At 62.5% G+C, this 23084-nt stretch carries 21 protein-coding genes and 1 pseudogene; 7 read left to right on the top strand and 15 right to left on the bottom strand.

Annotated elements, in window-relative coordinates; all coding sequences use genetic code 11:
• Positions 1-40: 40 nt before the first annotated feature.
• From BMX27_RS00555 to BMX27_RS00565, 3 genes are read right to left on the bottom strand one after another with little or no spacing between them, the layout of a single operon-like run.
• Positions 41-1690 (bottom strand): glycosyltransferase family 4 protein, encoded by a 1650-nt coding sequence (locus tag BMX27_RS00555; protein ID WP_090157994.1) that lies wholly within the window; start codon positions 1688-1690, stop codon positions 41-43.
• A complete protein-coding gene (locus tag BMX27_RS00560; RefSeq protein WP_218144638.1) occupies positions 1687-2748 on the bottom strand; it encodes a Gfo/Idh/MocA family protein in 1062 nt (353 codons plus the stop codon). Before BMX27_RS00560 ends, BMX27_RS00555 begins: the two co-directional genes overlap by 4 nt.
• Entirely contained in the window at positions 2745-3530 is a 786-nt protein-coding gene (locus BMX27_RS00565; RefSeq protein ID WP_090157995.1) for a ThuA domain-containing protein, read from the bottom strand. Before BMX27_RS00565 ends, BMX27_RS00560 begins: the two co-directional genes overlap by 4 nt.
• A gap of 138 nt (positions 3531-3668) precedes the next feature.
• On the opposite strand from BMX27_RS00565, the gene chlG reads away from it, so the two are divergent.
• Genes chlG through idi form a run of 4 tightly spaced genes read left to right on the top strand, consistent with a single transcriptional unit; the run spans position 3669 to position 7570 of the window.
• Positions 3669-4574: a chlorophyll synthase ChlG gene (gene chlG, locus BMX27_RS00570; RefSeq protein ID WP_090157996.1), complete on the top strand. Its 906-nt coding sequence runs from the start codon at positions 3669-3671 to the stop codon at positions 4572-4574.
• A gap of 1 nt (position 4575) precedes the next feature.
• Positions 4576-5856, top strand: coding sequence for a BCD family MFS transporter (locus tag BMX27_RS00575; RefSeq protein WP_090157997.1), 1281 nt, complete (start codon positions 4576-4578; stop codon positions 5854-5856).
• A gap of 2 nt (positions 5857-5858) precedes the next feature.
• Positions 5859-7040 (top strand): geranylgeranyl diphosphate reductase, encoded by a 1182-nt coding sequence (locus BMX27_RS00580; RefSeq protein ID WP_090157998.1) that lies wholly within the window; start codon positions 5859-5861, stop codon positions 7038-7040.
• Positions 7037-7570, top strand: coding sequence for an isopentenyl-diphosphate Delta-isomerase (gene idi / locus BMX27_RS00585; RefSeq protein ID WP_090157999.1), 534 nt, complete (start codon positions 7037-7039; stop codon positions 7568-7570). The genes BMX27_RS00580 and idi overlap by 4 nt, the downstream gene beginning before the upstream one ends.
• Before the next feature lie 155 nt (positions 7571-7725).
• On the opposite strand, the pseudogene BMX27_RS17115 reads toward idi, so the two are convergent.
• The 9 genes and pseudogenes from BMX27_RS17115 to BMX27_RS00630 form a co-directional block, all read right to left on the bottom strand.
• Positions 7726-7870: pseudogene (locus BMX27_RS17115) on the bottom strand (DapH/DapD/GlmU-related protein); the annotation flags it as partial.
• A gap of 475 nt (positions 7871-8345) precedes the next feature.
• Positions 8346-9356: a cytochrome d ubiquinol oxidase subunit II gene (locus tag BMX27_RS00595; RefSeq protein ID WP_090158001.1), complete on the bottom strand. Its 1011-nt coding sequence runs from the start codon at positions 9354-9356 to the stop codon at positions 8346-8348.
• Positions 9357-9358: 2 nt separating this feature from the next.
• Positions 9359-10747: a cytochrome ubiquinol oxidase subunit I gene (locus BMX27_RS00600; RefSeq protein ID WP_090158688.1), complete on the bottom strand. Its 1389-nt coding sequence runs from the start codon at positions 10745-10747 to the stop codon at positions 9359-9361.
• A 206-nt stretch (positions 10748-10953) separates the two neighbouring features.
• Positions 10954-11937 (bottom strand): ABC transporter substrate-binding protein, encoded by a 984-nt coding sequence (locus BMX27_RS00605; RefSeq protein WP_090158002.1) that lies wholly within the window; start codon positions 11935-11937, stop codon positions 10954-10956.
• 43 nt (positions 11938-11980) lie between these two features.
• Positions 11981-12817 carry an ABC transporter permease gene (locus BMX27_RS00610; RefSeq protein ID WP_371260052.1) on the bottom strand — a complete coding sequence of 279 codons (837 nt, stop codon included), beginning with the start codon at positions 12815-12817 and terminating at the stop codon, positions 11981-11983.
• Positions 12814-13731 (bottom strand): ABC transporter permease, encoded by a 918-nt coding sequence (locus BMX27_RS00615; RefSeq protein WP_090158003.1) that lies wholly within the window; start codon positions 13729-13731, stop codon positions 12814-12816. Before BMX27_RS00615 ends, BMX27_RS00610 begins: the two co-directional genes overlap by 4 nt.
• A 72-nt stretch (positions 13732-13803) precedes the next feature.
• Positions 13804-14634 carry an ABC transporter ATP-binding protein gene (locus BMX27_RS00620; protein ID WP_256212345.1) on the bottom strand — a complete coding sequence of 277 codons (831 nt, stop codon included), beginning with the start codon at positions 14632-14634 and terminating at the stop codon, positions 13804-13806.
• A 6-nt stretch (positions 14635-14640) separates the two neighbouring features.
• Positions 14641-16095 carry a dihydropyrimidinase gene (gene hydA / locus BMX27_RS00625; RefSeq protein ID WP_090158005.1) on the bottom strand — a complete coding sequence of 485 codons (1455 nt, stop codon included), beginning with the start codon at positions 16093-16095 and terminating at the stop codon, positions 14641-14643.
• Between the two features lie 74 nt (positions 16096-16169).
• On the bottom strand, positions 16170-17420 hold the full coding sequence (locus tag BMX27_RS00630) for a Zn-dependent hydrolase (RefSeq protein ID WP_090158006.1): 1251 nt from the start codon (positions 17418-17420) through the stop codon (positions 16170-16172).
• Positions 17421-17580: 160 nt separating this feature from the next.
• Here BMX27_RS00630 and BMX27_RS00635 point away from each other — a divergent pair, with 160 nt between their 5' ends.
• Positions 17581-18198, top strand: a complete 618-nt coding sequence (locus BMX27_RS00635; RefSeq protein ID WP_090158007.1) for a TetR family transcriptional regulator C-terminal domain-containing protein — start codon at positions 17581-17583, stop codon at positions 18196-18198.
• A gap of 31 nt (positions 18199-18229) precedes the next feature.
• The gene (locus tag BMX27_RS00640) at positions 18230-18898 is read left to right on the top strand and encodes an FAD-binding oxidoreductase (protein ID WP_090158008.1); all 669 of its coding nucleotides are present in this window, start codon (positions 18230-18232) and stop codon (positions 18896-18898) included.
• A gap of 69 nt (positions 18899-18967) precedes the next feature.
• Here BMX27_RS00640 and preA read toward each other — a convergent pair whose 3' ends face one another.
• From preA to BMX27_RS00655, 3 genes are read right to left on the bottom strand one after another with little or no spacing between them, the layout of a single operon-like run.
• The gene (gene preA, locus BMX27_RS00645) at positions 18968-20272 is read right to left on the bottom strand and encodes an NAD-dependent dihydropyrimidine dehydrogenase subunit PreA (RefSeq protein ID WP_090158009.1); all 1305 of its coding nucleotides are present in this window, start codon (positions 20270-20272) and stop codon (positions 18968-18970) included.
• Between the two features lie 8 nt (positions 20273-20280).
• Positions 20281-21069: an Fpg/Nei family DNA glycosylase gene (locus BMX27_RS00650; protein ID WP_090158010.1), complete on the bottom strand. Its 789-nt coding sequence runs from the start codon at positions 21067-21069 to the stop codon at positions 20281-20283.
• Positions 21062-22384 carry an NAD(P)-dependent oxidoreductase gene (locus BMX27_RS00655; RefSeq protein ID WP_090158690.1) on the bottom strand — a complete coding sequence of 441 codons (1323 nt, stop codon included), beginning with the start codon at positions 22382-22384 and terminating at the stop codon, positions 21062-21064. The genes BMX27_RS00650 and BMX27_RS00655 overlap by 8 nt, the downstream gene beginning before the upstream one ends.
• A gap of 162 nt (positions 22385-22546) precedes the next feature.
• Here BMX27_RS00655 and BMX27_RS00660 point away from each other — a divergent pair, with 162 nt between their 5' ends.
• Positions 22547-23026, top strand: coding sequence for a DUF1810 family protein (locus BMX27_RS00660; RefSeq protein WP_090158011.1), 480 nt, complete (start codon positions 22547-22549; stop codon positions 23024-23026).
• Positions 23027-23084: the final 58 nt, after the last annotated feature.

Below are 23084 nucleotides of genomic sequence, written 5' to 3' on the forward strand. Positions count from 1 at the left end.
GACTGGCGGTTGATTGGTCAATATATCGTAAATTACGGCCTTACTGTGGTGGGGCCGGGTCCAGTTTCAGATAATCGTATTTCGCCAGGAACAGTGCCGCCGCGATGGCAAGGTCGCTTCGCAGACCCATTGCCGCCGCGATGTCGCCGATCCGGGCCATTCCGGCACGCCCCGCCGCATCGACGAACCCCAGAATACGCGCATCCGGCAATTGCTTGCGCTGGTACAGCCCGCGCCCGTTCAGCGCATCAAGTGCCGCAAGCGCGTCCTGCCCCATCGGTCGCACCTGTGACACGACCCAATCCGTCGTGACATGATCCGTCGGATACCCGGAATAGAGGTCAAAAGGATCAATCTGCAACGGCATCACCGCCAGGCGGGCCTTGGCCGCGGCGCGCCGCGCCGCCAGTTCATCGCCCAGCGCCAGATACTGCGGAATGACCGCCGCCCAGTCATAGCGCGCGCGCACGTGCGCCACACCCGCCTGCCCCATCCGGCCCCGCAAGCCTGCATCCAGCGCGAGGGCGCGCAGGCCATCGGCATAAGCGGCCACATCGATTTGCGTCTGCTGCTGGATCAGTGACAGATGATGCAGATAGCCATCCCGTCCGTCGGCAAATCGCGCCGCCAGATCGGCCCCAACGGGTTGACCCGGCCCGGTCATGCGGGTGGGGATCAACATACCCGTCTCACCATGCAAAACGGTGTCACGGAACCCGTTCCAATCGGGCATGACAACGGGCAATCCCGCGGCCATCGCCTCGACCGGGACCAGACCGAATGTCTCCTGAATGTTGTCCACAGGCAGGGTGAATACATCAGCCCCCGCCCAGATATCGCGACGAATATCCGCGTCGCGCCCGTCGATCTGCACCACCTTGACCGACGGACAAAACACCGCCGCCGCATCACGGTGCAGCGCCGCCTCGTTTTCGCGGTTGGCCCAGCCGACCTGCCACAGATGCACCGGGCGTCCCAAATCCTGCGCGACCTGTTCCAACGCCAGATACAATGGCACGGGGTTTGCCTTTTCCACGCTGGTCAGACGCCCCATCGTCATGACGACAAAGGCATCATCCGCCCCAAACCGCGCCCGCATTGCAGCCCGCGCACCGTCGCGCTGCGCAAAGTCATCCGCATGAATCCCCAGCGGTATGACCGGCAATTGCGGTATCGGCATCCGGGTCGCCCCGAACCGATCCGCATAGAACAGCACTTCTTCTTCCATCTGGCGGGCGACCACGGATTGTACCGCGCGACTGGTGCAGATCACGGCGTCCCAGTCATGCACAGGCTCGGCCAGCAGCTTGTGCAACCCTTCCATCACGCGGCGCGTGGACACCGTATGCGTGATGCCCACCAGACTGCACGCCGCGGTGCCAAATCGCTGCCGCTGCCATGCCGCCTGCATATAGCCCGGACCGGGGAAAAAGATCGTCCCGACCCCCGTGAAATCCGCACCGGAATTCAGCGCCACCGCAGACAATGTCCGCGTTTCGCCCAGTCCGCGCGCAACGGCATCAAACGCCTTGGCCGCTGCGGGGGTTTCCACCAGCGCATGCACCATCTCGCCCGGCACATGTCGCAGGAAACCGCGCAGGAACGATTGCCCTGCGCTGCGCCGACCGACCAGATCCTTGCCTTCGCCCTCGATCGCATCCGAATGGAAAAAGATCGCGGGCCCGGTCATCCCAGAACGATATCCCGGCAGCCGTCGCCGTCACTCAGCACCGCTGCATCCAGCGCCCGCTGCAACGTCGCACCACGCGCAAAATCGGGCAGGACCGATTGCCCCGCGCGAATGGCCTCGATGAACCCGACATAGTTCGTCTGAACGGGCGGCACCTCCAGATACTCCCACGCAGCCGTGCCGATCTGGTCCCCCAGACAGGCCCGCAAGACGGACTGGTTATCCTCCCAGCGCACATCCAGACCGCCCTCGGTTCCGAAAACCCGCAGCCGCAGGTCGTTCATGTGTCCGCTGGCATAGCGACTGGCGTGCACCACGCCGATCGCCCCGTTGGTCAGCTGCACCTGCATCGTCGCACTGTCGTTGGCATCCAGCACATAGGCACCGATCTGCCCGCCCGGTGCCTTGTCGAACGTCCTGAGCCGGCACGACACCGCAGCCGAATCCGCACCCGCAACGAAAGTTGTGAAATCAAGGATATGCACCCCCACATCGCCCAGAACACCCAACGACCCGTGTTTCGACGACAGCCGCCACAGCCATTGTTCTTCTTCGTCCCACTTGCCCCAGGCTGGCTGGGTCAGCCAGCTTTGCAGATAGGACGCCTCAAAGTGTCGGACCTCGCCGATGGCACCGCTGGCGACCAGTCGCTGCGCCTCCATGATCGCGGGAATGTTGCGATAGGTCAGGTTGACCATGTTCACGACACCTGCCGCCTGCGCGGCCACCGCCATCTGTGCTGCATCCTGATAGGTCACGGCAAGCGGCTTTTCGCACAACACATGCTTGCCCGCCGCCAGCAGCGGCATGGTCGTCGGGAAATGCACGGCGTCGGGCGTCACGTTGGACACCGCGTCGAATTCCCCCCATTGGATCGCCTCGATCACGGAATCGAATCCGTGGGTGATTCCGTATTGCGCGTTGAATTCATGCAGGTTCTCGGGGTTCCGGTCGACACCGCCGACCAGTTCGACCCCCTCCATCGCCTGATAGGCACTGGCATGGGCATGCGCCATGCCGCCTGTCCCCACGATCAGGACACGTATGGGATCGCTCACTTGAAACCCTCTTCGCCGTCCGCGTGCAGGCTTGGCCCGCGCGCCTCGATGGGTTCCAGCGCCTGTTCTACCGGCACGTTGGGCGCGTCTGTCGGGGCAGGATCGCGCATCGCGGGATTATGCGCCCAGCGCACGGCGTTTTCGATCACACGTTGCACGTTGCTGTCGAAATACGTCGGATAGGTCTCGTGGCCGGGGCGGAAATAGAACACGTTGCCCGCACCACGCTTGTAGGTCAGGCCGGACCGGAACACCTCGCCCCCCTGAAACCAGCTGATGAACACGGTTTCCAGCGGTTCCGGCACGCCAAAGGGTTCGCCGTACATCTCCTCGTTTTCCAACTCGAAATGATCGGGCAGCCCGGCCGCAATCGGGTGATTGCGGGACGTGACCCACAACCGCTCACGCTCGCCTGCCTCGCGCCAGGTCAGGTTGCAGGCGCTGCCCATCAGTCGTTTGAACGGCTTGGCGAAATGCGCCGAATGCAGCGCGATGAAACCCATGCCGGACCAGACCGCCTCTGTCACGCGCGCGACCACGGCGTCATCGACATCGCCGTGCGCGGCATGACCCCACCAGATCAGCACGTCGGTATTGTCCAGCCTTTCCTGCGTCAGACCGTGCTCCGGCTCTTGCAGGGTGGCTGTCGTCGCAGCGATTCCGTCCGCCTTGTTCAAGGCATCGGCGATCGCGCCGTGAATACCGTCGGGATACAGATCACCGACGATCTTGTTGTGGGTTTCGTGGACATTTTCGTTCCACACCGTGACGCGAATAGTCATGTCAGGAATTCTCCAAATCGTTTCGGATACGGTGCATCGGGTGCAGGGAAAGTGCAAACACAAGTTAGGATATGACACGACCTGTCCGCATTAGTTTACACTTGCCCCCTGCGTATGTGTCTAGTTAGACTGACAGTCATGAGTACCCTCGCAGATCACCCATCCACACCGCGTCGCTGGCCCGCGCCAAAGGCACTGTTGCGTCTGGTCAAGCCGTGGACATGGTTTCCGCCGATGTGGGCCTACCTGTGTGGCGTCGTGTCCGTCGGCACATTGTCAGCCGACTGGACTCTGGTGGCGCTGGGCGTCGTGCTCGCCGGTCCCGTGACCTGCGGCATGAGCCAAGCCGCCAACGACTGGTGCGACCGCCATGTCGACGCGATCAACGAACCTGACCGACCTATTCCGTCCGGTGCCGTGCCCGGTCGCTGGGGCCTGTGGATCGCACTTGCGATGACCCTGCTGTCGCTGGCCATCGGATGGCAGCTTGGTGCTTGGGGGTTTGGTGCAACCGCGCTCGCCTGTGCCGCCGCCTGGGCCTATTCCGCCGAACCTCTCCGGGCGAAACGTTCGCCTCTGTGGGGGCCGCTGCTCTGTGGGCTGGCCTATGAAACCCTGCCGTGGATCACGGGCGCTGCCGTGTTGTCAGCCGGTGCGCCGTCACTCCTCATCATGGTGATCGCCACGCTCTACGGGATCGGTGCCTACGGAATCATGGTGCTGAACGATTTCAAATCGGTCACCGGTGACCGCGCACTCGGCCTGCGATCACTGCCCGTCGTCCTGGGCCCAGCCCGCGCCGCGCGCGTGGCCTGCTGGGCCATGACCTTGCCGCAGATCGCGGTCATCATCCTGCTCGACCTCAACGGCAAGCTGCTGCACGGCACCGCCGTTGCCGCCCTGCTCGCGATCCAGCTGATCGCCATGCGCACCCTGCTGCGCGACCCGCTGGGACGTGCGCAATGGTATCAAGGCATGGGCATCCTGTTTTTCATCGCAGGCATGATGGTCACCGCCACCGCCCTGCGCAGTATCGGAGGCTGATATGCTGACCTGGTTCCAGATCATGCGCCTAGGCCTCGTGCAGATGTGCCTCGGCGCAATCGTGGTCCTGACCACATCCACCCTGAACCGCCTCATGGTTGTCGAGTTGTCACTGGCCGCCGTCCTCCCCGGCGCGCTGGTGGCATTGCACTACGGCATCCAGCTCAGCCGCCCCAAGTGGGGTTTCGCATCTGACGCAGGCGGACAGCGCACCCGCTGGATCATCGGCGGCATGGCGATCCTTGCCGCGGGCGCACTGCTGGCAACCGTGGCGATCCTGTTGTTTCCCGTCAGCTTTGTGCTTGGCCTGACCGTGTCCATCGCAGCTTATGCAATGATCGGCCTCGGCGTCGGCGCATCAGGCACGTCACTGCTGGCATTGCTCGCGACAACGACCGCGCCGCAGCGCCGCGCCGCCGCCGCCACGATCACATGGCTGATGATGATCTTTGGCATCGCGGTTACCGCTGGCACCGTGGGTGCATTCCTGGATCCATACACACCCGCCTTGCTGCTGAAGGTCGTCACCATCGTCGTGACCGCCGCCACAGCCCTGACCATCCTCGCCGTCTGGGGCCTCGAACGCCGCCTGATCAAGGTCACGGAACCCGACGCCACCCCCTTCCGCCAGGGCCTGGCAGAGGTCTGGGCCGAACGCCGCGCGCGAAATTTCACCCTCTTTGTGTTCCTGTCGATGACTGCGTACTTCATGCAGGAACTGATTCTCGAACCCTACGCCGGCCTCGTCTTTGGCTTTACCCCCGGCCAGTCCACCTCGCTGTCGGGCGCACAGAACGGCGGCACATTCGTCGGTATGCTGGCCGTCGGCATCCTCGCCACCGGGTTCAAGATCGGCGGCCTGCGCGGCTGGGTCGTCGCGGGCTGCATCGGGTCCGCCGCATCGCTGGCGGCACTCGCTTTCATCGGGCCAATGGGACCGGGCGCACCGCTGGTGCCCGCTGTCGTGGCACTGGGTTTCTTCAACGGCATGTTCGCCGTCGCCGCCATCGGGTCGATGATGGCGCTGGCAGGCCAGGGCCGCGACCGCCGCGAAGGCACCCGCATGGGCCTGTGGGGGGCCGCCCAGGCGGTCGCCGCAGGCTTTGGCGGGCTGACGGGCGCGGCCCTCGTCGATCTGGGCCGCACAACTTTGGGCGACGCGCAGGCCTTCGGCTCTGTCTTCATCTTCGAAGCCGCCCTGTTTCTGACCGCCGCCCTGATGGCCGCCAAAATCATGGACCGCCACCGTGCGTCCGCATCCACACTCGTTCCGGGAGAATAGCCATGAAATATGATGTCGTTGTCGTGGGCGCAGGCCCCGCCGGGGCCACCGCCGCCGAGGATCTGGTTCGTTCCGGTCACCGGGTCGCGATGCTGGACCGGTTGGGCCGGATCAAACCCTGCGGTGGTGCAATCCCGCCCCGCCTGATCGCGGACTTTTTCATCCCCGACGACCAGCTTGTGGCGAAAATCACGACAGCACGGATGGTGTCCCCGACCCAACGCCACGTCGATATCCCGATCGAGAACGGTTTCGTCGGGATGGTCGACCGCGAACATTTCGACCCCTTCCTGCGTGACCGCGCCGTATCAGCCGGGGCCGATCTGATCGCCGGCACATTCGTGCGCATCACCCGCGACGCGGACGGCAGCCACGTTGTTTACCGGGACAAGGAAACGGGCGAGGAACAGATCCTCGACACCAAAATGATCATCGGTGCCGACGGTGCCCGGTCCAAGGTCGCGGCCCAATGCGTGCCGGGCGGCGACAAAATCCCCTATGTCATCGCCTACCACGAAATCGTCGAAGCACCCGAGGCCAACGCCTCTTACGACCCCAAACGCTGCGACGTGATCTATGACGGCAAAATCTCGCCTGATTTCTACGGCTGGATTTTCCCCCACGGCGGTCAGGCCAGTATCGGCATGGGGTCGCTGGTCAAATCGGTGGACGTCAAACAGGCCACCGCCGACCTGCGCGCCGCCCACGGTCTGACGGACTGCAAAACCATCCGCCGCGAGGGTGCACCGATCCCGCTGAAACCGCTGGACCGTTGGGACAACGGCAATGACGTGGTGTTGGCCGGTGACGCAGCCGGCGTCGTGGCCCCGTCGTCCGGCGAAGGCATCTACTACGCCATGGTCGGCGGCCGCGTCGCCGCCACCGCTGCTGCGGCGAAACTGAAAACCGGCCGCGCCAAGGACCTGCAACTGGCCCGCAAATTGTTCATGCGGGAACATAAACAGGTGTTCCGGGTTCTCGGCGCGATGCAAAACGCCTATTACCGCAGCGACGAACGGCGCGAACGGTTCGTGTCGCTCTGCCACGACGTGGATGTTCAGAAACTGACGTTCGAGGCCTATATGAACAAGGCACTGGTAAAGGCACGGCCCATGGCGCACCTGAAAATCGGCATCAAGAACCTCGCCCATCTGTCAGGGCTGGTCAGCGTCACGCGCACATGACGGTGATGATCCCCGCATGGATCGACGGCACACTGACGCCCGTCGAAAAACTGGACGCCCACCTGCGTGGCCTGCGCCACAAGGCGATCAGCGTCTTTGTCATGCGCGGCGATCAGGTGCTGATCCAGCAACGGGCCTTGGGGAAATACCACACGCCCGGCCTGTGGGCGAACACCTGCTGCACCCATCCCGACTGGGGCGAGGATTCGCTGACCTGCGCCACGCGCCGCCTGAACGAGGAACTGGGCATCACCGGCCTGACCATGACCCACCGCGACCATCTTGAATATCGCGCGGATGTCGGCGGCGGCCTGATCGAACACGAGGTGGTCGAGGTCTATACCGCCGAAGCCCCCGCCGATCTGCCCGTCACCCCAAACCCCGAAGAGGTCATGGCGACCCGCTGGGTGTCACTGCGTGAACTGATGGCGCAGGTTGAACGCGACCCGGATGCCTTTACCCCTTGGCTGAAAATCTACCTCGCAGACCACGCGCAGGCGATCTTTGGCGAGGCAGCGCTGGCGGACTAGTCAGTTAGACCCGGCTTTGATCCGCTCGATCTGGTCCAATGCTGCATCTACGTCGTTGAAAGTGACGCCGTCCATTTCTTGCGGGGTAAGCGTCCACCACTTCACCCGCTGAAACCGCGCGATCGTCGCCTCATCGAACCGGTAGCGAATGACCCGCGCCGGGATACCGCCGACGATGGCGTAGGGTGGCACGTCTTTGTTCACGAACGACCCTGCCCCAAGGATCGCACCATTTCCAACCTTGACCCCCCGCCGGACGATCACTTTCGCGCCGATCCACACATCGTTGCCGATCACCGTGCGCGGGCGTGATTTGTGCTTGATCCGGCGCGGCTTGTCATAGCCGGGGACGTCCTGAAAGTGACCTGTATTGTACTGGAAAGAGTGGACACTCATCCAATTCATCGGGTGTTCCGGCGGACCAATGTCCACACCCATCGCGATCGTGCAATACCGACCGATCCTGGTACCACGCGCCACCCGCGTCCCACGTTTAAGGTAGGTATAGCGCCCGATGCTTGCACGATCCTTGATGATGGCGCCGCCCGGACTGACCGGCCATTCCAGCTTCGCGCTTTTCGAAACATACCGAAACTGCCGGCGCCTGGCCCGCAGCTTTCTTAACAACTTGATAATCATACGCTCCGCGCCAATGCTACTTCTACGGCCGCGCAGCAGCATTGCCATGACCCGCCCGGACGGTGATACTCTGCGGGAAGGACGCGAATTTCGCAATTCGAATGCGCCCCAGCCATTCACGACCGGGGCGCAACAGTCAGTCGTAACGCAGCTCTGTCGCCTTACCCCGGAAAATGAAATACGACAGCACGGTATAGCCTGCTATGGCTGGCAGCACGAACAGCGTCCCCACCAGAATGATCATCAGGCTCTCGGGGGCCGATGCCGCATCGTAGATCGTGATCTGTTCCGGCACCACATAGGGATAGAACGAATAGGCCAGCCCCCCGTAGGCCAAGACGAACAATCCCGTTGCCGCAGCAAACGGCGTCCAGGCCCAGCGATCATCCACGAACGGCAGGCGACGCAGCTTCCACCACAGATAGCCGACCAGCGCCATCGACAGGATTGGCAGCGGCGACAGATAACCGATTTCGGGCCAGCTGAACCATTTCTCAAAGATGCGGAAACTGACGAACGGCGTCGCCAGAGAGATCGCGCCAATGCCCAGTATCAGTCCCCAGATGCCACCCTTGGCCCAGCGCACCGCGTGCTGTTGCAGATCGCCGTCGGTTTTCCAGATCAGCCAGGCCGCGCCGATGAAACTGTAGCCGACCGTCAGGAACACAGCCGTCAGCACAGCGAAACCGACATGCGGCAGCGTCCAGGTCAGGCCCATGATGTACATGCCCAGCATGAAACCCTGGCTCAGCGATGCCAGCAGCGACCCGGCAAAGAATGCACCGTTCCACGCCGCCTTTTGCGACAACGGGGCCTTGGCGCGCATCTCGAACGACACGCCGCGCAGGATCAACCCGATCAGCATGACGAATACCGGCAGATACAGCGCCGTCAGGATCGCACCATGCGCCGGCGGAAACGCCACCAGCAACAACCCGACGGCCAGCACCAGCCACGTCTCGTTCGCGTCCCAGAACGGGCCGATCGACGCGACCAGCCTGTCCTTTTCATCGTCGTTGGCCAGCGGCATCAGCAGGCCAACGCCCAGATCGAAACCGTCCAGCACCACATAGATCAGGATCGACAATCCCATGAGTGCGGCAAAGGTCCACGGCAGCCAGACGGCCGGATCACCAAACAGGTCCATCGTTATTCCCCCGGCTGCAATGTGGCGATGTTGACCTCGCCCCGACGCGGATAGCGCCGGTTCGAGAACGGCTCACCCTTGGTCGCCTTGCGCGCGAGGTAAGTGATCACGCCGATGTAGGCCACGATCAGCACCGCATAGACGGCGAGGTATCCGATCAGCGTGCTCAGCACCATGCTGGCGGGCACATCGCTCACCGCGTCCTTGGTCGTCAGCACACCCTGCACCAGCCACGGCTGACGCCCGATTTCGGTCGTGTACCAGCCCGCCAGCGTCGCGATCCACCCGCTAAAGCTCATCGCGGTAAAGGCCAGCAGCGGCAGCTTGGGCATCTCGCCGGCACCGTAGCGACGCAGCAGGAACGCACCACCCCAAGACAGCAGCAGCATCGCAACACCCGTGCCGATCATGATGCGAAAGGCATAGAACACCGGGGCCACACGCGGGTGCAATATTTCGCCATCCTCACCGACAAAGTCATTCAGACCGGGCACCACACCATCCGCCTTGTGCGTCAGGATCATCGATGCACCATTCGGAATGCTGATCTCAAAGTCATTCGACCGGGTTTCCTGGTTCGGCACGGCAAACAGCACCAGCGGCACATTCGACTGTGTTTCCCAGTTGCCCTCCATCGCGGCGACCTTGGCCGGCTGATATTCCAGCGTGTTCAGCCCGTGCATGTCACCGGCCAGAATTTGCAGCGGGATCAGCACGGCACCCGTGATGATGCCGAACCGCAACGTGGATTTCACCGCCTCGCCGCGATCGCCCCACAGCATCCGCAGCGCAGAGATACCCGCGATCAGGAATGCCACCGTCAGGCCGGACGCCAGCATCATGTGCACGAACCGGTACGGCATGGAGGGGTTGAAGATGATCTCCATCCAGTTGGTCGCATGGACCACACCGTCGATCACCTCGTACCCTTGCGGCGTGTGCATCCAGGAATTCAGCACGATGATCCAGAACGTCGACATCGTCGTGCCGAACGCCACCAGAAACGTCGCCAGCGTATGCACCCAGTTTTTCACGCGGGATGCCCCGAACAGCATGATGCCCAGGAACACCGCCTCAAGGAAAAACGCCGTCATGATCTCGTAGGCCAGCAGCGGACCCGCCACGTTGCCCACGGTTTCCATGAACCCCGGCCAGTTGGTGCCGAACTGGAACGACATCGTGATGCCCGACACCACGCCCATGGCGAACGACAAGGCAAAGATTTTCACCCAGAACATATAGGCGTCCATCCACTTCTGGTCGCCGGTCTTGTTGAAACGCAGCTTAAAGAACAGCAGCACCCAGCCCAGCGCGATCGTGATCGTCGGGAACAGAATGTGAAATGAAATATTCGCACCAAACTGGATACGAGAGAGTAGAAGAGTGTCCACCGCAAGCTCCGTCAAGACAAGTTCATCTGTGACAAGAATTTATGAATTTTGCGGTTGCAGCAAAAGTCCGTGCGACAATACGCACAGACGACAGACGCGGGTAAATCGCCCCGATTTAAGGGGATTCAAGGTGCTGCGTCAGCAGGTCGCGGACCGGACCTGCCGTTTGGGTGACGCCGCGACCGTGGCCGCGGCGCCTTTTGCCATCAGTTCAGTGCAGCGTCCGTGATGACGCTGGTCCATGCACCGGTCGGTGCTTCGGAAATCACCGGATCGGACCCGCCGGCCAGCAGTGTGTCGACCGTGCGCTGGTAATCAGCCTCGTCCAGCGCGCCGTTCGATCCCGCCGTCAGCATTGCAACCTCGGACATCATGCGCTGCTGCGCCTCCAGGCCCTGTGCGCCGGTCATGTCGTTGTCCAACACGATCTGTGCGGCCTCATCGGGATTGGCCTCGGCGTATTTCCAGCCTTCCATCGAGGCCCGGACAAAGCGTGTCATCTTCTCGACGAACGCCGGGTCCTCCAGGTTTTCCTCCAGCACCCACATGCCGTCTTCCAGCGTGGCGACGCCCTGATCCTCATACTTGAACGTCACCAGCTCGTCCGGGCTGACGCCCGCATCCAGCACCTGACCGTATTCGTTGTAGGTCATGGTCGAAATGCAATCGGCCTGACGTTGCAACAGCGGATCGACGTTGAACCCCTGCTTCAGCACCGTGACACCCTCTTCACCGCCGTCAGTGGGAATGCCGGCCTGGCTCATCCAGCTCAGGAACGGGTATTCGTTGCCAAAGAACCAGACGCCGATGGTCTTGCCGCGGAAATCCTCGACCGACGTGATGCCCGTGTCTTTCCAGCAGGTCAGCATCAGGCCGGACGATTTGAACGGCTGCGCGATGTTCACGACCGGCAGCCCCTTTTCGCGGGCAGCCAGCGCGCTGGGCATCCAGTTCAGCATCACGTCAGCCCCACCACCGGCCAGCACCTGCGGCGGCGCGATATCGGGACCGCCAGGCAGGATGGTGACGTTCAGTCCTTCTTCGTCGTAGAACCCTTTGTCCTGTGCGACGTAATAGCCTGCGAACTGGGACTGCGTGACCCACTGCAATTGCAGGGCCACGTCATTGTCCTGCGCGCTGGCCTGTCCCGCGACAAAGGTCAGCATCGCCGCTGTCATCAAATGTTTCATATCGTTCTCCTTGTTGAGGTTACGCCGGGTTATCCCGGTCTGTTTATCTGCGTTGGCTTGGGTGCCAGAATGTCAGGACCTTCTCGATCCCCGCCATTCCCCCGTAAAAAACCGACCCAGCAAGGGCCGCTACCACAATCTCTGCCCAGACAAGGTCCAGCGCAAGCTGCCCCACGCTGGTCGAGATCCGAAATCCCATTCCCACGGTCGGAGAGCCGAAAAATTCAGCAACAATGGCCCCGATCAGCGCCAGCGTCGTCGCAATTTTCAGCCCGTTGAAAACGAACGGCAGTGCGGCCGGGATGCGCAACTTGATCAACGTCGGCCAATAACCCGCGCCATAGGTCCGCATCAGGTCGCGCTGCATCGCCGTGGTGTCGCGCAACCCCGCGACCGTGTTCACAAGGATCGGGAAAAACACCATGACGCCCACCACCGCCGCCTTGGACGGCCAGTCACTGCCCAGCCATTTGACGAAAATCGGCGCGGTGCCCACGATTGGCAGGGCCGCCATGAAGCCGCCAACCGGCAGGATGCCCCGCATCAGAAAATCGCTCCGGTCCGCCAACACGGCAACGCCAAAGGCCGCCAGCGCACCGATCACATATCCGGTCAGCGCACCTTTCAGGATCGTTTGTTCGAAATCCGCCCACAGGACCTGCAGCGACTGGCTGAACGTCACCGCAATATCCGACGGCGGCGGCAGGATGATCGGACTGACCCCCGCCATGCGCACGTAAACTTCCCAGATCAACAGGATCGTCAGGCCAAATATCACGGGGGCCAGCCAACCGGCCCCCGCAGCGCCCCGTCGCGCCAGCATCAGGTTCAGAAACCATCCGGTGCCCCAGATCACCATGACCGCCGCTGCCGCCATCATGCTGCCATCCCCATGCGTTTCAGCGTCACCCGTTCCAGCAACGCGAACAGACCCACAAGGGCCGCCGCGGTGATCGCGGCCGCAAACAACGCAGCCCATGTCACCAGTGGCTGGCCGTATTGATCCCCCACCAGCATCCGCGCGCCGAAACCGGCCCGCGCGCCCGTGGGCAATTCGCCGACGATCGCCCCGACGAGGGAGGCAGAGATCCCGATCTTCAATGACGCGAACAGATAGGGCACCGACGCGGGCAGACGCAATTTCCAGAACCCCTGCGCCGGACCCGCACTGTAGGTCCGCAGCAGGTCCAGCTGCATCGTGTCAGGACTGCGCAACCCCTTCACCATGCCGACGACCACCGGAAAGAACGACAGATAGGCACTGATGATCGCCTTGGGCAGCAACCCCTGAATACCGATTGCGCCCATGACCACGATGATCATCGGGGCCAACGCCAGAATGGGGATCGTCTGGCTGGCAATCGCCCAGGGCATCACGCTCAGATCCATGGTCCGCGAAAACACGATCCCCACGGCCAGCGCGATGCCCAGCGCCGTGCCCATGCCGAACCCCAAAAGGGTCGCCGACAACGTCACCCAGCCATGATAGATCAGCGATCTGTTCGAGGTGGGGGCCACGGCAAAAATCGTGTTCCACAATTCCACTACCACCTGCTGCGGTCCCGGCAGTCGCGGCCGGTCCAGCGTATAGGTCATCGGGATCACCGCCGGATTGCCCAGCGCAAGCGCAAAGGCCCCCACCTCCTGGCGCGCCCGCGCATCGGCGGGTTCCACGACGATATCGCCCCGCGCCGCCTGATCTGCGGCCAGATGAATGTTCATCGGCACCACCGCCAGGGTCCAGAACCCCAAGATGAACGCCACGATCGTCAGGACAGGCAGCACCGATTTCATCGCGCACCCATGCCATCATCTTGCCGGAAATACTCCCGCCGGAGGCACCCGCCCCCACAATCAGCGCCACGCTCAATCATCCGCATGCCCCGCCCGCAAACCATCCCGCACGCGGTGCGCAATCGCGATGAATTCAGGACTGTCACGAATATCCAATGGGCGCTCGCGCGGTAGCGTGCTCTCGATCACATCCGCGATCCGGCCGGGGCGGGGCGACATCACGACGATCTTGGTCGACAGATACACCGCCTCAGGAATCGAATGGGTGACAAACCCGATGGTCTTTTCCGTCCGCGCCCACAGCTGCAACAGCTGCTCGTTCAAATGATCGCGCACGATCTCGTCCAGCGCACCGAACGGCTCGTCCATCAGCAGGATATCCGCGTCAAAGGCCAGCGCCCGCGCGATGCTCGCCCGCTGCTGCATCCCACCCGACAATTGCCAGGGATACTTTCGCGCAAACCCGGCCAGATCGACCAGCTCCAGCACGCGGCTCACACGCTCCGCCTGTTCGGCCTTGGAATATCCCATGATCTCCAGCGGCAGTTTCACGTTCCCGCCGATGGTCCGCCAGGGATACAGCCCCGCCGCCTGAAACACATAACCATAGGCCCGCGCCCGCCGCGCTTCGTCCGGCGTCATCCCATTGACACGCAGCGTGCCGCCCGTCGGTGTTTCCAGCCCCGCGATACACCGCAGGAACGTCGTCTTGCCACACCCCGAAGGCCCGATGAAACTGACGAAATCACCCTTGTCGATGTCCAGACTGACGTCTTTCAATGCGTGCACCGGCCCGTCATTGGTCTGAAAGGTCAGATCAACAGAACTGGCAGAAATCACAGCTGATCGCGCTGTTTTTGCGGAATGCTCCAAGACTTGAGGATCGCCGTCAGCGGACACCATCTATTCTCAAACCCCCGTCGCCGGAATGCCGGACCGCTCCACCGGACGCGGCGCGGTCAGCTCCTTCCAGGACGACAGCGCCTTGTTCACCGACCCGTTGGGGGCGCGCTTGACGAATTTTCCGTGGCCTTCCTGCGCGCGCATCTCGCCGTCGTGCACGGCAACGTGGCCGCGCGTCAGGGTAAATCGCGGCAGGCCCTTCACGTGTTTGCCCTCGAACACGTTGTAATCAATCGCACTGACCTGGCTTTCGGCGGTAATGGTCTTTTCCTTCTCCGGGTCCCAGACCACCAGATCGGCGTCTGCCCCCACCAGCACGGCACCCTTTTTCGGATAGCAGTTCAGGATCTTGGCGATATTGGTCGACGTCACCGCAACAAACTCGTTCATCGTCAGCCGCCCGGTGTTCACGCCGTAGGTCCACAGCATCGGCATCCTGTCCTCAAGCCCCCCGGTCCCGTTCGGGATCTTGGTGAAATCACCCACGCCATAGCGTTTCTGTTCGGTGGTAAAGGCGCAGTGATCCGTCGCCACAACCGACAACGACCCGCTCTGCAGACCCGCCCACAGGCTGTCCTGATGCTGCTTGTTGCGGAACGGCGGCGACATGACCCGCCGCGCGGCATGGTCCCAATCGGCGTTGAAATACTCGGATTCGTCCAGCGTCAGATGCTGGATCAGCGGCTCGCCCCAAACGCGCTTGCCTTGCATCCGCGCGCGCCGGATCGCCTCGTGGCTGTCTTCGCAAGAGGTATGCACCACATACAGCGGCACGCCGGCCATATCGGCAATCATGATCGCGCGGTTTGTGGCCTCACCCTCGACCTGGGGCGGGCGCGAATAGGCATGCGCCTCCGGCCCCGTGTTGCCCGCCGCCAGCAGCTTGGCCGACAACTCCGCCACGACATCACCGTTTTCGGCGTGAACCATCGCAATCCCGCCCAGCTCCGACAACCGGTTGAACGACGAATAAAGCTCGTCATCGTTCACCATCAGCGCGCCCTTGTAGGCCATGAAATGCTTGAAGGTGTTGATGCCGCGATCCCGCACCACGGTTTCCATCTCGTCGAACACCTGTTCACCCCACCAGGTTACCGCCATGTGGAACGAATAATCGCAGGCGGCACGTCCCGACTTGTTGTCCCACATCTGCAAGGCATCCAGCAGACCCTGTCCCGGCGAGGGCAAGGCAAAATCCACGACCATCGTCGTCCCACCCGAGAGCGCCGCCCGTGTCCCGCTCTCGAAATCATCTGTGGAATAGGTCCCCATGAACGGCATCTCCAGATGCGTATGCGGATCGATCCCGCCCGGCATGACATAGCAGCCGGTCGCGTCCAGAACCTCGTCCCCCGTCAGGTCAGGCCCGATCTGGGTGATCACACCGCCCTCGATCAGCACATCCGCCTTGTAGGTCAGATCAGCGGTGACAATCGTGCCGTTCTTGATGACTTTGCTCATGGGCGTGGTCCTTTATGGTCAAACTTCTTCTGGTCAAAAATATCCCGGGGGAGGCGCAGCCGGGGGCAGAGCCCCTAGGACACCACCTCTGCCGTCTCGAGCACCGCATGCAGCAGCACGTCCGCACCGGCCTTGGCCCAGTCCTTGGTGATCTCTTCGGCTTCGTTGTGGCTCAGCCCGTCGACGCAAGGACACATCACCATCGCGGTCGGGTACAGGTCGTTGATCCAGCAGGCGTCGTGACCCGCGCCACTGACGATATCCATATGGGAATAGCCCAGCCGTTCGGCAGCTTGACGCACCGCCGCCACACAGCCCTCGTCGAATGCGGGCGGATCGAACTGACCGACGATTTCGGCGCTGAATTCGACCTCGATATCAGCGCACAGCGCCGGGGCCCTTGCCATCAATTCGTCGACCATGCCGTTCAGCTTGTCCAGCAGATGCGTCCGCATATCGATGGTGAACACGACCTTGCCGGGGATGATGTTGCGGCTGTTTGGGTAGACGTCGATATGACCGATGGCCCCCACCGCGTTGGGCTGATTTTTCATCGCGATCTCATGGACCAGTTCCGTGATCAGCGCGAGGCCGCGTCCCGCATTCTTACGCATCGACATCGGCGTCGAACCGGTATGACTTTCCTTGCCCGTCACCGTGCATTCGATCCAGCGCAGCCCCTGCCCGTGGGTGACGACGCCGATATCCTTGCCCTCGGCCTCGAGGATCGGACCCTGTTCGATATGCAACTCGAACAACGCGTGCATCTTGCGGTCGCCTACGGGTTCATCACCCTTCCAGCCGATGCGTTCCAGTTCATCGCCAAAGCGTTTGCCCTGCGCATCGACCCGGTCATTCGCCCAGTCCAGGTCATGCTTTCCAGCGAACACACCCGACGCCAGCATCGCGGGGGCAAAGCGCGTGCCTTCCTCGTTCGTCCAGTTCACGACGACAATCGGGTGTTTGGTCTTGATATCCAGGTCGTTCATCGTGCGGATCAGTTCCAGACCGCCCAGAACGCCCAGAACGCCGTCGTATTTGCCGCCCGTGGGCTGGGTATCCAGATGACTGCCGACATAGACCGGCAGCGCGTCGGGGTCGGTGCCCTCGCGCCGCGCGAACATGTTGCCGATCTCGTCGACACCCATGGTCATGCCCGCGTCCTTGCACCACGCGGCAAACAGGTGACGGCCTTCGCTATCCTCATCCGTCAGGGTCTGGCGGTTGTTGCCACCCGCGACGCCGGGGCCGATCCGGGCCATGTCCATCAGACTGTCCCACAGGCGGTCCCCGTCGATCCGCAGATTTTCCCCCGGTGCCGCCATGTTCGATATCCCTCGTCATTCATGATTTGACCGCTTGGTCAAACTCACGCTACCACGGGACCTGAATCCGTCAAGCCTGCGCCGCGACAATCCCGCGCAGCCAGTGCGACGGCACAGCACGCAGGCAGCACCGCCCGAAAAAGCGGCAGCAGGAGAACCGATGGACGACGCAGCGCCCAAGACCCGCATCCAGATCCGCAACCGCAAGGTGATCCTGACCGCCGGGCTGGAGGTGTTTTCCGCAAACGGTTTTCGCGGGGCAACACTCGATCAGATCGCGCGCGAGGCAGGTCTGTCGAAACCCAACCTGCTGTATTATTTTCCGTCCAAGGAGGCGATCTATACCGCCCTGCTGGACGCGCTGCTGGACACATGGCTGGACCCTTTGCGCGCGCTTGACCCGACGGGCGATCCGATCACGGAAATCCTGGGGTATGCGCAGCGCAAACTGGCCCTCAGCCGCGATTTTCCGCGCGAAAGTCGCCTGTTCGCCAACGAGATTCTGCAAGGTGCGCCCATGGTGCGCGACCTTTTGAAAACAGACCTCAAGGCGCTGGTCGACAACCGCGCAGAGGTGCTGCAAAACTGGATGGACGCGGGCCTGATCCGCCGCACCGACCCGGTGCACCTGATTTTCTCGATCTGGTCGCTGACCCAGCACTACGCCGATTTCGACGTGCAGATCCGCGCCGTGCTGGACGAAGAGGACCCGTTTCCCGGCGCGGAATGCTTTCTCGATCAACTCTATCGCAGTCTTTTGGAACCACGCGCCCGTTAGATCCGTTTTCCTTTCAACCAAGGAGAACGACATGACACATACGCTGACCGTCCAGAAGATCGAACAAGTGACCCACGATACCTATCGGCTGATTTGCAGCAAACCCGACAGCTTTCGATTCGAAGCAGGTCAGGCAACCCATATGGCGCTGGACAAGGATGGCTGGCGCGACGAGGACCGCGCGTTCACGATGGTCAGCGATCCCGATGCCGAACATGTGGAATTCGTGATCAAGTCCTATCCATCCCACGACGGCGTCACCGAACTGGTCCCCGATATCCAACCCGGCGACCGCTGGCTGGCCGAGGATCCGGCCGGTGCCATCACCGACCACGGTTGCGGCACCTTTCTGGCCGCCGGTGCGGGCATCACGCCGTTCATCGCGATCCTGAACAAACACGCCCGCGAAGGCGTCGGCGGCGATCACCTGATCTTTGCCAATACCCATGACCGCGACATCATCATGAAGGATACGTGGGATCAGATGGCGGGCGTGACGCCGACCTACGTGATTTCGGATCAGGACGATACGGCCCACCGCAAAGGCCAACTGGACCGCGCGATGCTGTCTGACATCGGCATCGCCACGGACAAGCCCTGCTACGTCTGCGGGCCGGGTGAATTCGTCGACGACATCCGTGACGCCCTCAAGGAGATGGGCGTGCCGGAGGACAAGATCATTACCGAAAACGGCTGGTGATTCCGGACGGGACCGGGGGCGCTGCCCCCGGACCCCCGGGATATTTGACACCAGAAGAAGGGCCGGGCCTTATTCTGCTGCAACCGCACCGGGGTTGTTGGGATGCGTGGTCCAGTTGGCATAGTCCTCTTGGACCTCTTTGCCGGTGCGCGGATCAATCGTGCCGGGGTTCATCGCTTCCATCGTGATGCAGTCCGCGACCGGGCAGACATCGACGCACAGGTTGCAGGCCACGCATTCGGCGTCGATCACGCTGAAGGTGCGGTCCTCTGACATGGCGATGGCCTGATGGCTGGTATCCTCGCAGGCGGCATAGCAACGCCCGCAAGAGATGCATTTGTCCTGGTCGATCTTTGCCTTGGCGACGTAGTTCAGGTTCAGGTACTGCCAGTCGGTGACGTTGGGCACGGCACGGCCGACGAAATCGGCGGTCGAGGTATAGCCCTTTTCGTCCATCCACTGGGACAGGCCCGATTTCATTTCCGAAACGATCTTGAACCCGTAGGTCATGACGGCGGTGCAGACCTGCACGTTGCCGCAACCGAGCGCCATGAATTCAGCCGCATCGCGCCATGTCGACACGCCACCGATGCCCGAGATGGGCAGACCACGGGTCGCGGGATCGCGGGCAATTTCAGCCACCATGTTCATCGCGATGGGTTTGACCGCCGGACCGCAATAACCGCCGTGCGTGCCCTTGCCGTCGATCATGGGTTCGGGTGACATCGCATCGAGGTTCACGGATGTGATCGAGTTGATCGTGTTGATCAGGCTGACCGCGTCCGCCCCGCCGTTTTTCGCCGCCTGCGCGGGTTTGCGGATATCCGTGATGTTCGGCGTCAGTTTCACGATGACGGGCCGGTCATAGTATTTCTTGCACCAGCGCACGACCATTTCGATATATTCCGGCACCTGACCCACGGCCGATCCCATGCCGCGTTCGGCCATCCCGTGCGGGCAGCCAAAGTTCAGCTCGATCCCGTCGGCGTTGGTTTCCTGAACCCGTGGCAGGATGTCTTTCCATGCCTGTTCCTCGCAGGGGACCATGATCGACGCGATCATCGCGCGGTCGGGGTAGTCTGCCTTGACCCGCGCCATTTCCTCGAGATTGACCTCCAGCGGGCGGTCGGTGATCAGCTCGATGTTGTTGATCCCCAGCACGCGGCGGTCAGCGCCGTAGATCACGCCGTAGCGCGGCCCGTTGACGTTGACGACGGGCGGCCCTTCGGCCCCCAGCGTTTTCCACACGACGCCGCCCCAGCCCGCCTCGAAGGCGCGGCGGACGTTGTATTCCTTGTCCGTGGGCGGTGCCGAGGCCAGCCAGAACGGGTTCGGGCTCTTGATGCCGAGGAAATCAGTGGTCAGGTCAGCCATGGTATGTCCTATCGTCGTTGAGTCTGGTGAGCGGGGCAATGGTAGGATGTGCGCCCGCCGACGGTCATCTTGGTGATGGTGCCGTCGCATCGCGTGCAATCGGCACCATCGGTGCGGTTGTGGATCAGCCAGTCGCGGGGCAGCTGGCTGTAATCCGCGTTCTTGTCCATCACGGTGCCCATCACGTCCTGCACCGTCGTGTGCAGTGCTGCGATCTGCTCGGCGGGCAGATCGCTCGCCTTGGCGTCCGGCATGATGCCAGTGCGATAGAGCGATTCATCCGCCCAAAGGTTGCCCACGCCCGCCAGCTTGCCCTGATCCAGAAGCGCAGATTTCACAGCACCCCGCGTGCCGCCGATCACATTGGCAAAGGCATTGTCGCCAATCTGCATCGCATCGGGACCCAGCCCCTTGTCGGCAACGAACTGGTCAACGTCCGCGACCATCTGCACGTGCCCGAACTTGCGTGGATCACGAAATGTCAGGCGGCGACCGCCCTCGAAATTCACGGTCAATCGGGCGTAATCGGGCACATCGCCGCCGTCGTCCCAGACCCGCAAACTGCCTGCCATGCCCAGATGGATATGCATCCAGGGCCCATCCACAGACCCCGCAAAGATGTATTTGCCGTGCCGATGCGTGCGCGTCAGCTGTGTGCCGATGAACCGGTCCAGCTGATCTGTTGGCGGCAGGTCCACATGCGACACCTCGCCGATCGTGAACCCCTCGATCGTGCGGTGCAGACAGTGGTCCGCGATCCGGCGACGCGCGGCATCGGCTTCGGGCAGTTCAGGCATCGCCGACCAGGGCGCTGTGAATGTCCATCGCCGAATCGCGCCCTTGGGCGACGGCCGTCACGGTCAGATCATCGCCACCCTGTGCGCAATCGCCACCCGCCCAGACGCCCATCCGTGTGGTACGGCCGGCACCCGTCACCTTGATCTTGCGGTCCTCGATCATCAGGCCACCGTCTGTGGTCAACGTCTGACCGATGGCACGGAACACCTGGTCTGCGGGAATGCGAATGGTCTCGCCCGTCCCTTTCAGGCCTGTGCCATCGTCCGCGGTATATTCCAGCGCGATTTCACCATCGTGGATCGCGTGCGGCTGGACATTGAACATGATCCGCACGCCGTGGCTGGCGGCCAGATCCTGTTCATAGCGGCTGGCCCCCATCCGGTCGCGGTCGCGGCGATAGGCAATGGTTACGGCCTCTGCCCCCAGCAGCTTGGATTGCACGGCCGCGTCCACGGCCGTCATACCGCCGCCGATGACGACGACATGCCGTCCGACGGGCAGTTGGGTCAGGTCCGTCGCCTGCCGCAATTCCGCGATGAAACTGACGGCATCCGTCACGCTGTCATTGTCGTCACCGTCTGCGCCGAGGGCATTCACACCGCCCAGACCAACCCCCAGAAAGACGGCGTCAAAATCGGCCGAGAGGTTGTCCAGCGTCAGATCCGCGCCCAGCGCACGGCCGGTTTCCAGCGTGATCCCACCGATCTGCATCAGCCATGCGGCTTCGCGGGCGGCGAAATCATCGGTGCTCTTGTAGGCCGCGATCCCGTATTCGTTCAGACCACCCGGTTTGGGGCGTGCGTCATACAGCGTCACGTCATGTCCCAGTATCGCCAGACGGTGCGCACAGGACAGGCCCGCCGGACCTGCGCCGACGACGGCCACGCGCTTGCCCGTTTCAGGCGCACGGGTGAACGGATGACCTTGCCGCGCCATCAGTGTATCGGTGGCATGGCGTTGCAGACGACCGATCTCGACCGGTTTGCCCTCGGCCAACTCGCGCACGCAGGCACCTTCGCACAGGTCTTCGGTCGGGCAGACGCGGGCGCACATGCCGCCCAGAATATTGGCGTCAAAGATGGTCCGTGCCGCCGCCTCTGGCGTACCGGTGGAAATCTGGCGGATGAACAACGGGATATCGATGTCCGTGGGGCAGGCGGTCACGCAGGGCGCGTCATGGCAGAAATAGCAGCGGTCGGCGGCGACCAGCACCTCGTGCGGGTCAAGCGGCGCGTGCAGGTCGGCAAAGGCTTCGGCCAGCGCATCCGCGCTCAGGCGGCCTGCGGCGATTCCGGGGGCAGTGGTTGATGTCATGGCGGCCTCGGTCGTTGTCTGGATCACCATCAGCTTTGCACGGTTTTATTTTTTATCAAATGGTAAATTTTAGGCAGCTTGTGAACTTGCCCTGGCCGGCGCTCTGGCACTGGCGCATCCCGATCCGATCCGCAATGATGCAGGTCCAGTGGCCAGGGACGCATGTTTGCTATGGACGATACGCCGATCGACGACGATTTCGAGGACGACGAAGACGAGTTCGACCACTTTACCGATGCACAGGACAGCGTCTGGGACACGGTGATGTCGGACCTGGCGGCAGGTCGCGCGACGGGTAACTGGGTCTGGTTCGTCTTTCCGGTGCTGACAGGCATAGACGATGCACCCATGGCGATGTTCTATTCCTTGCGGGACGCGGCAGAGGCCAGCGAATTTGCCCGGCACCCGGTCTTGGGTCCACGATTGGTCACATGCCTGCGCAAGCTGACGGAGAATGACCGCCCGTTGTCCGATACCATGGCCGATGAAAACGCTTACAAGGTGCGCGCCTGCGCCACATTGTTCGAAACCGCCGTTCCGCAGGACCCGATCTATGCAAAGGCCCTGGACGATCTGTTCGGCGGGCAACGATGCACCAAGACACAGCGCCAGCTGCGCGAGCCACCGCCAGCGCTCTTTTGATGCACGTGAGGGGGGCCAGCCCCCCGGCCTGCGGCCTCCCACCGGGATATTTCGAAAA

Source organism: Loktanella sp. DSM 29012, assembly GCF_900110705.1.
GTDB classification, from domain to species: Bacteria; Pseudomonadota; Alphaproteobacteria; order Rhodobacterales; family Rhodobacteraceae; genus Loktanella; species Loktanella gaetbuli.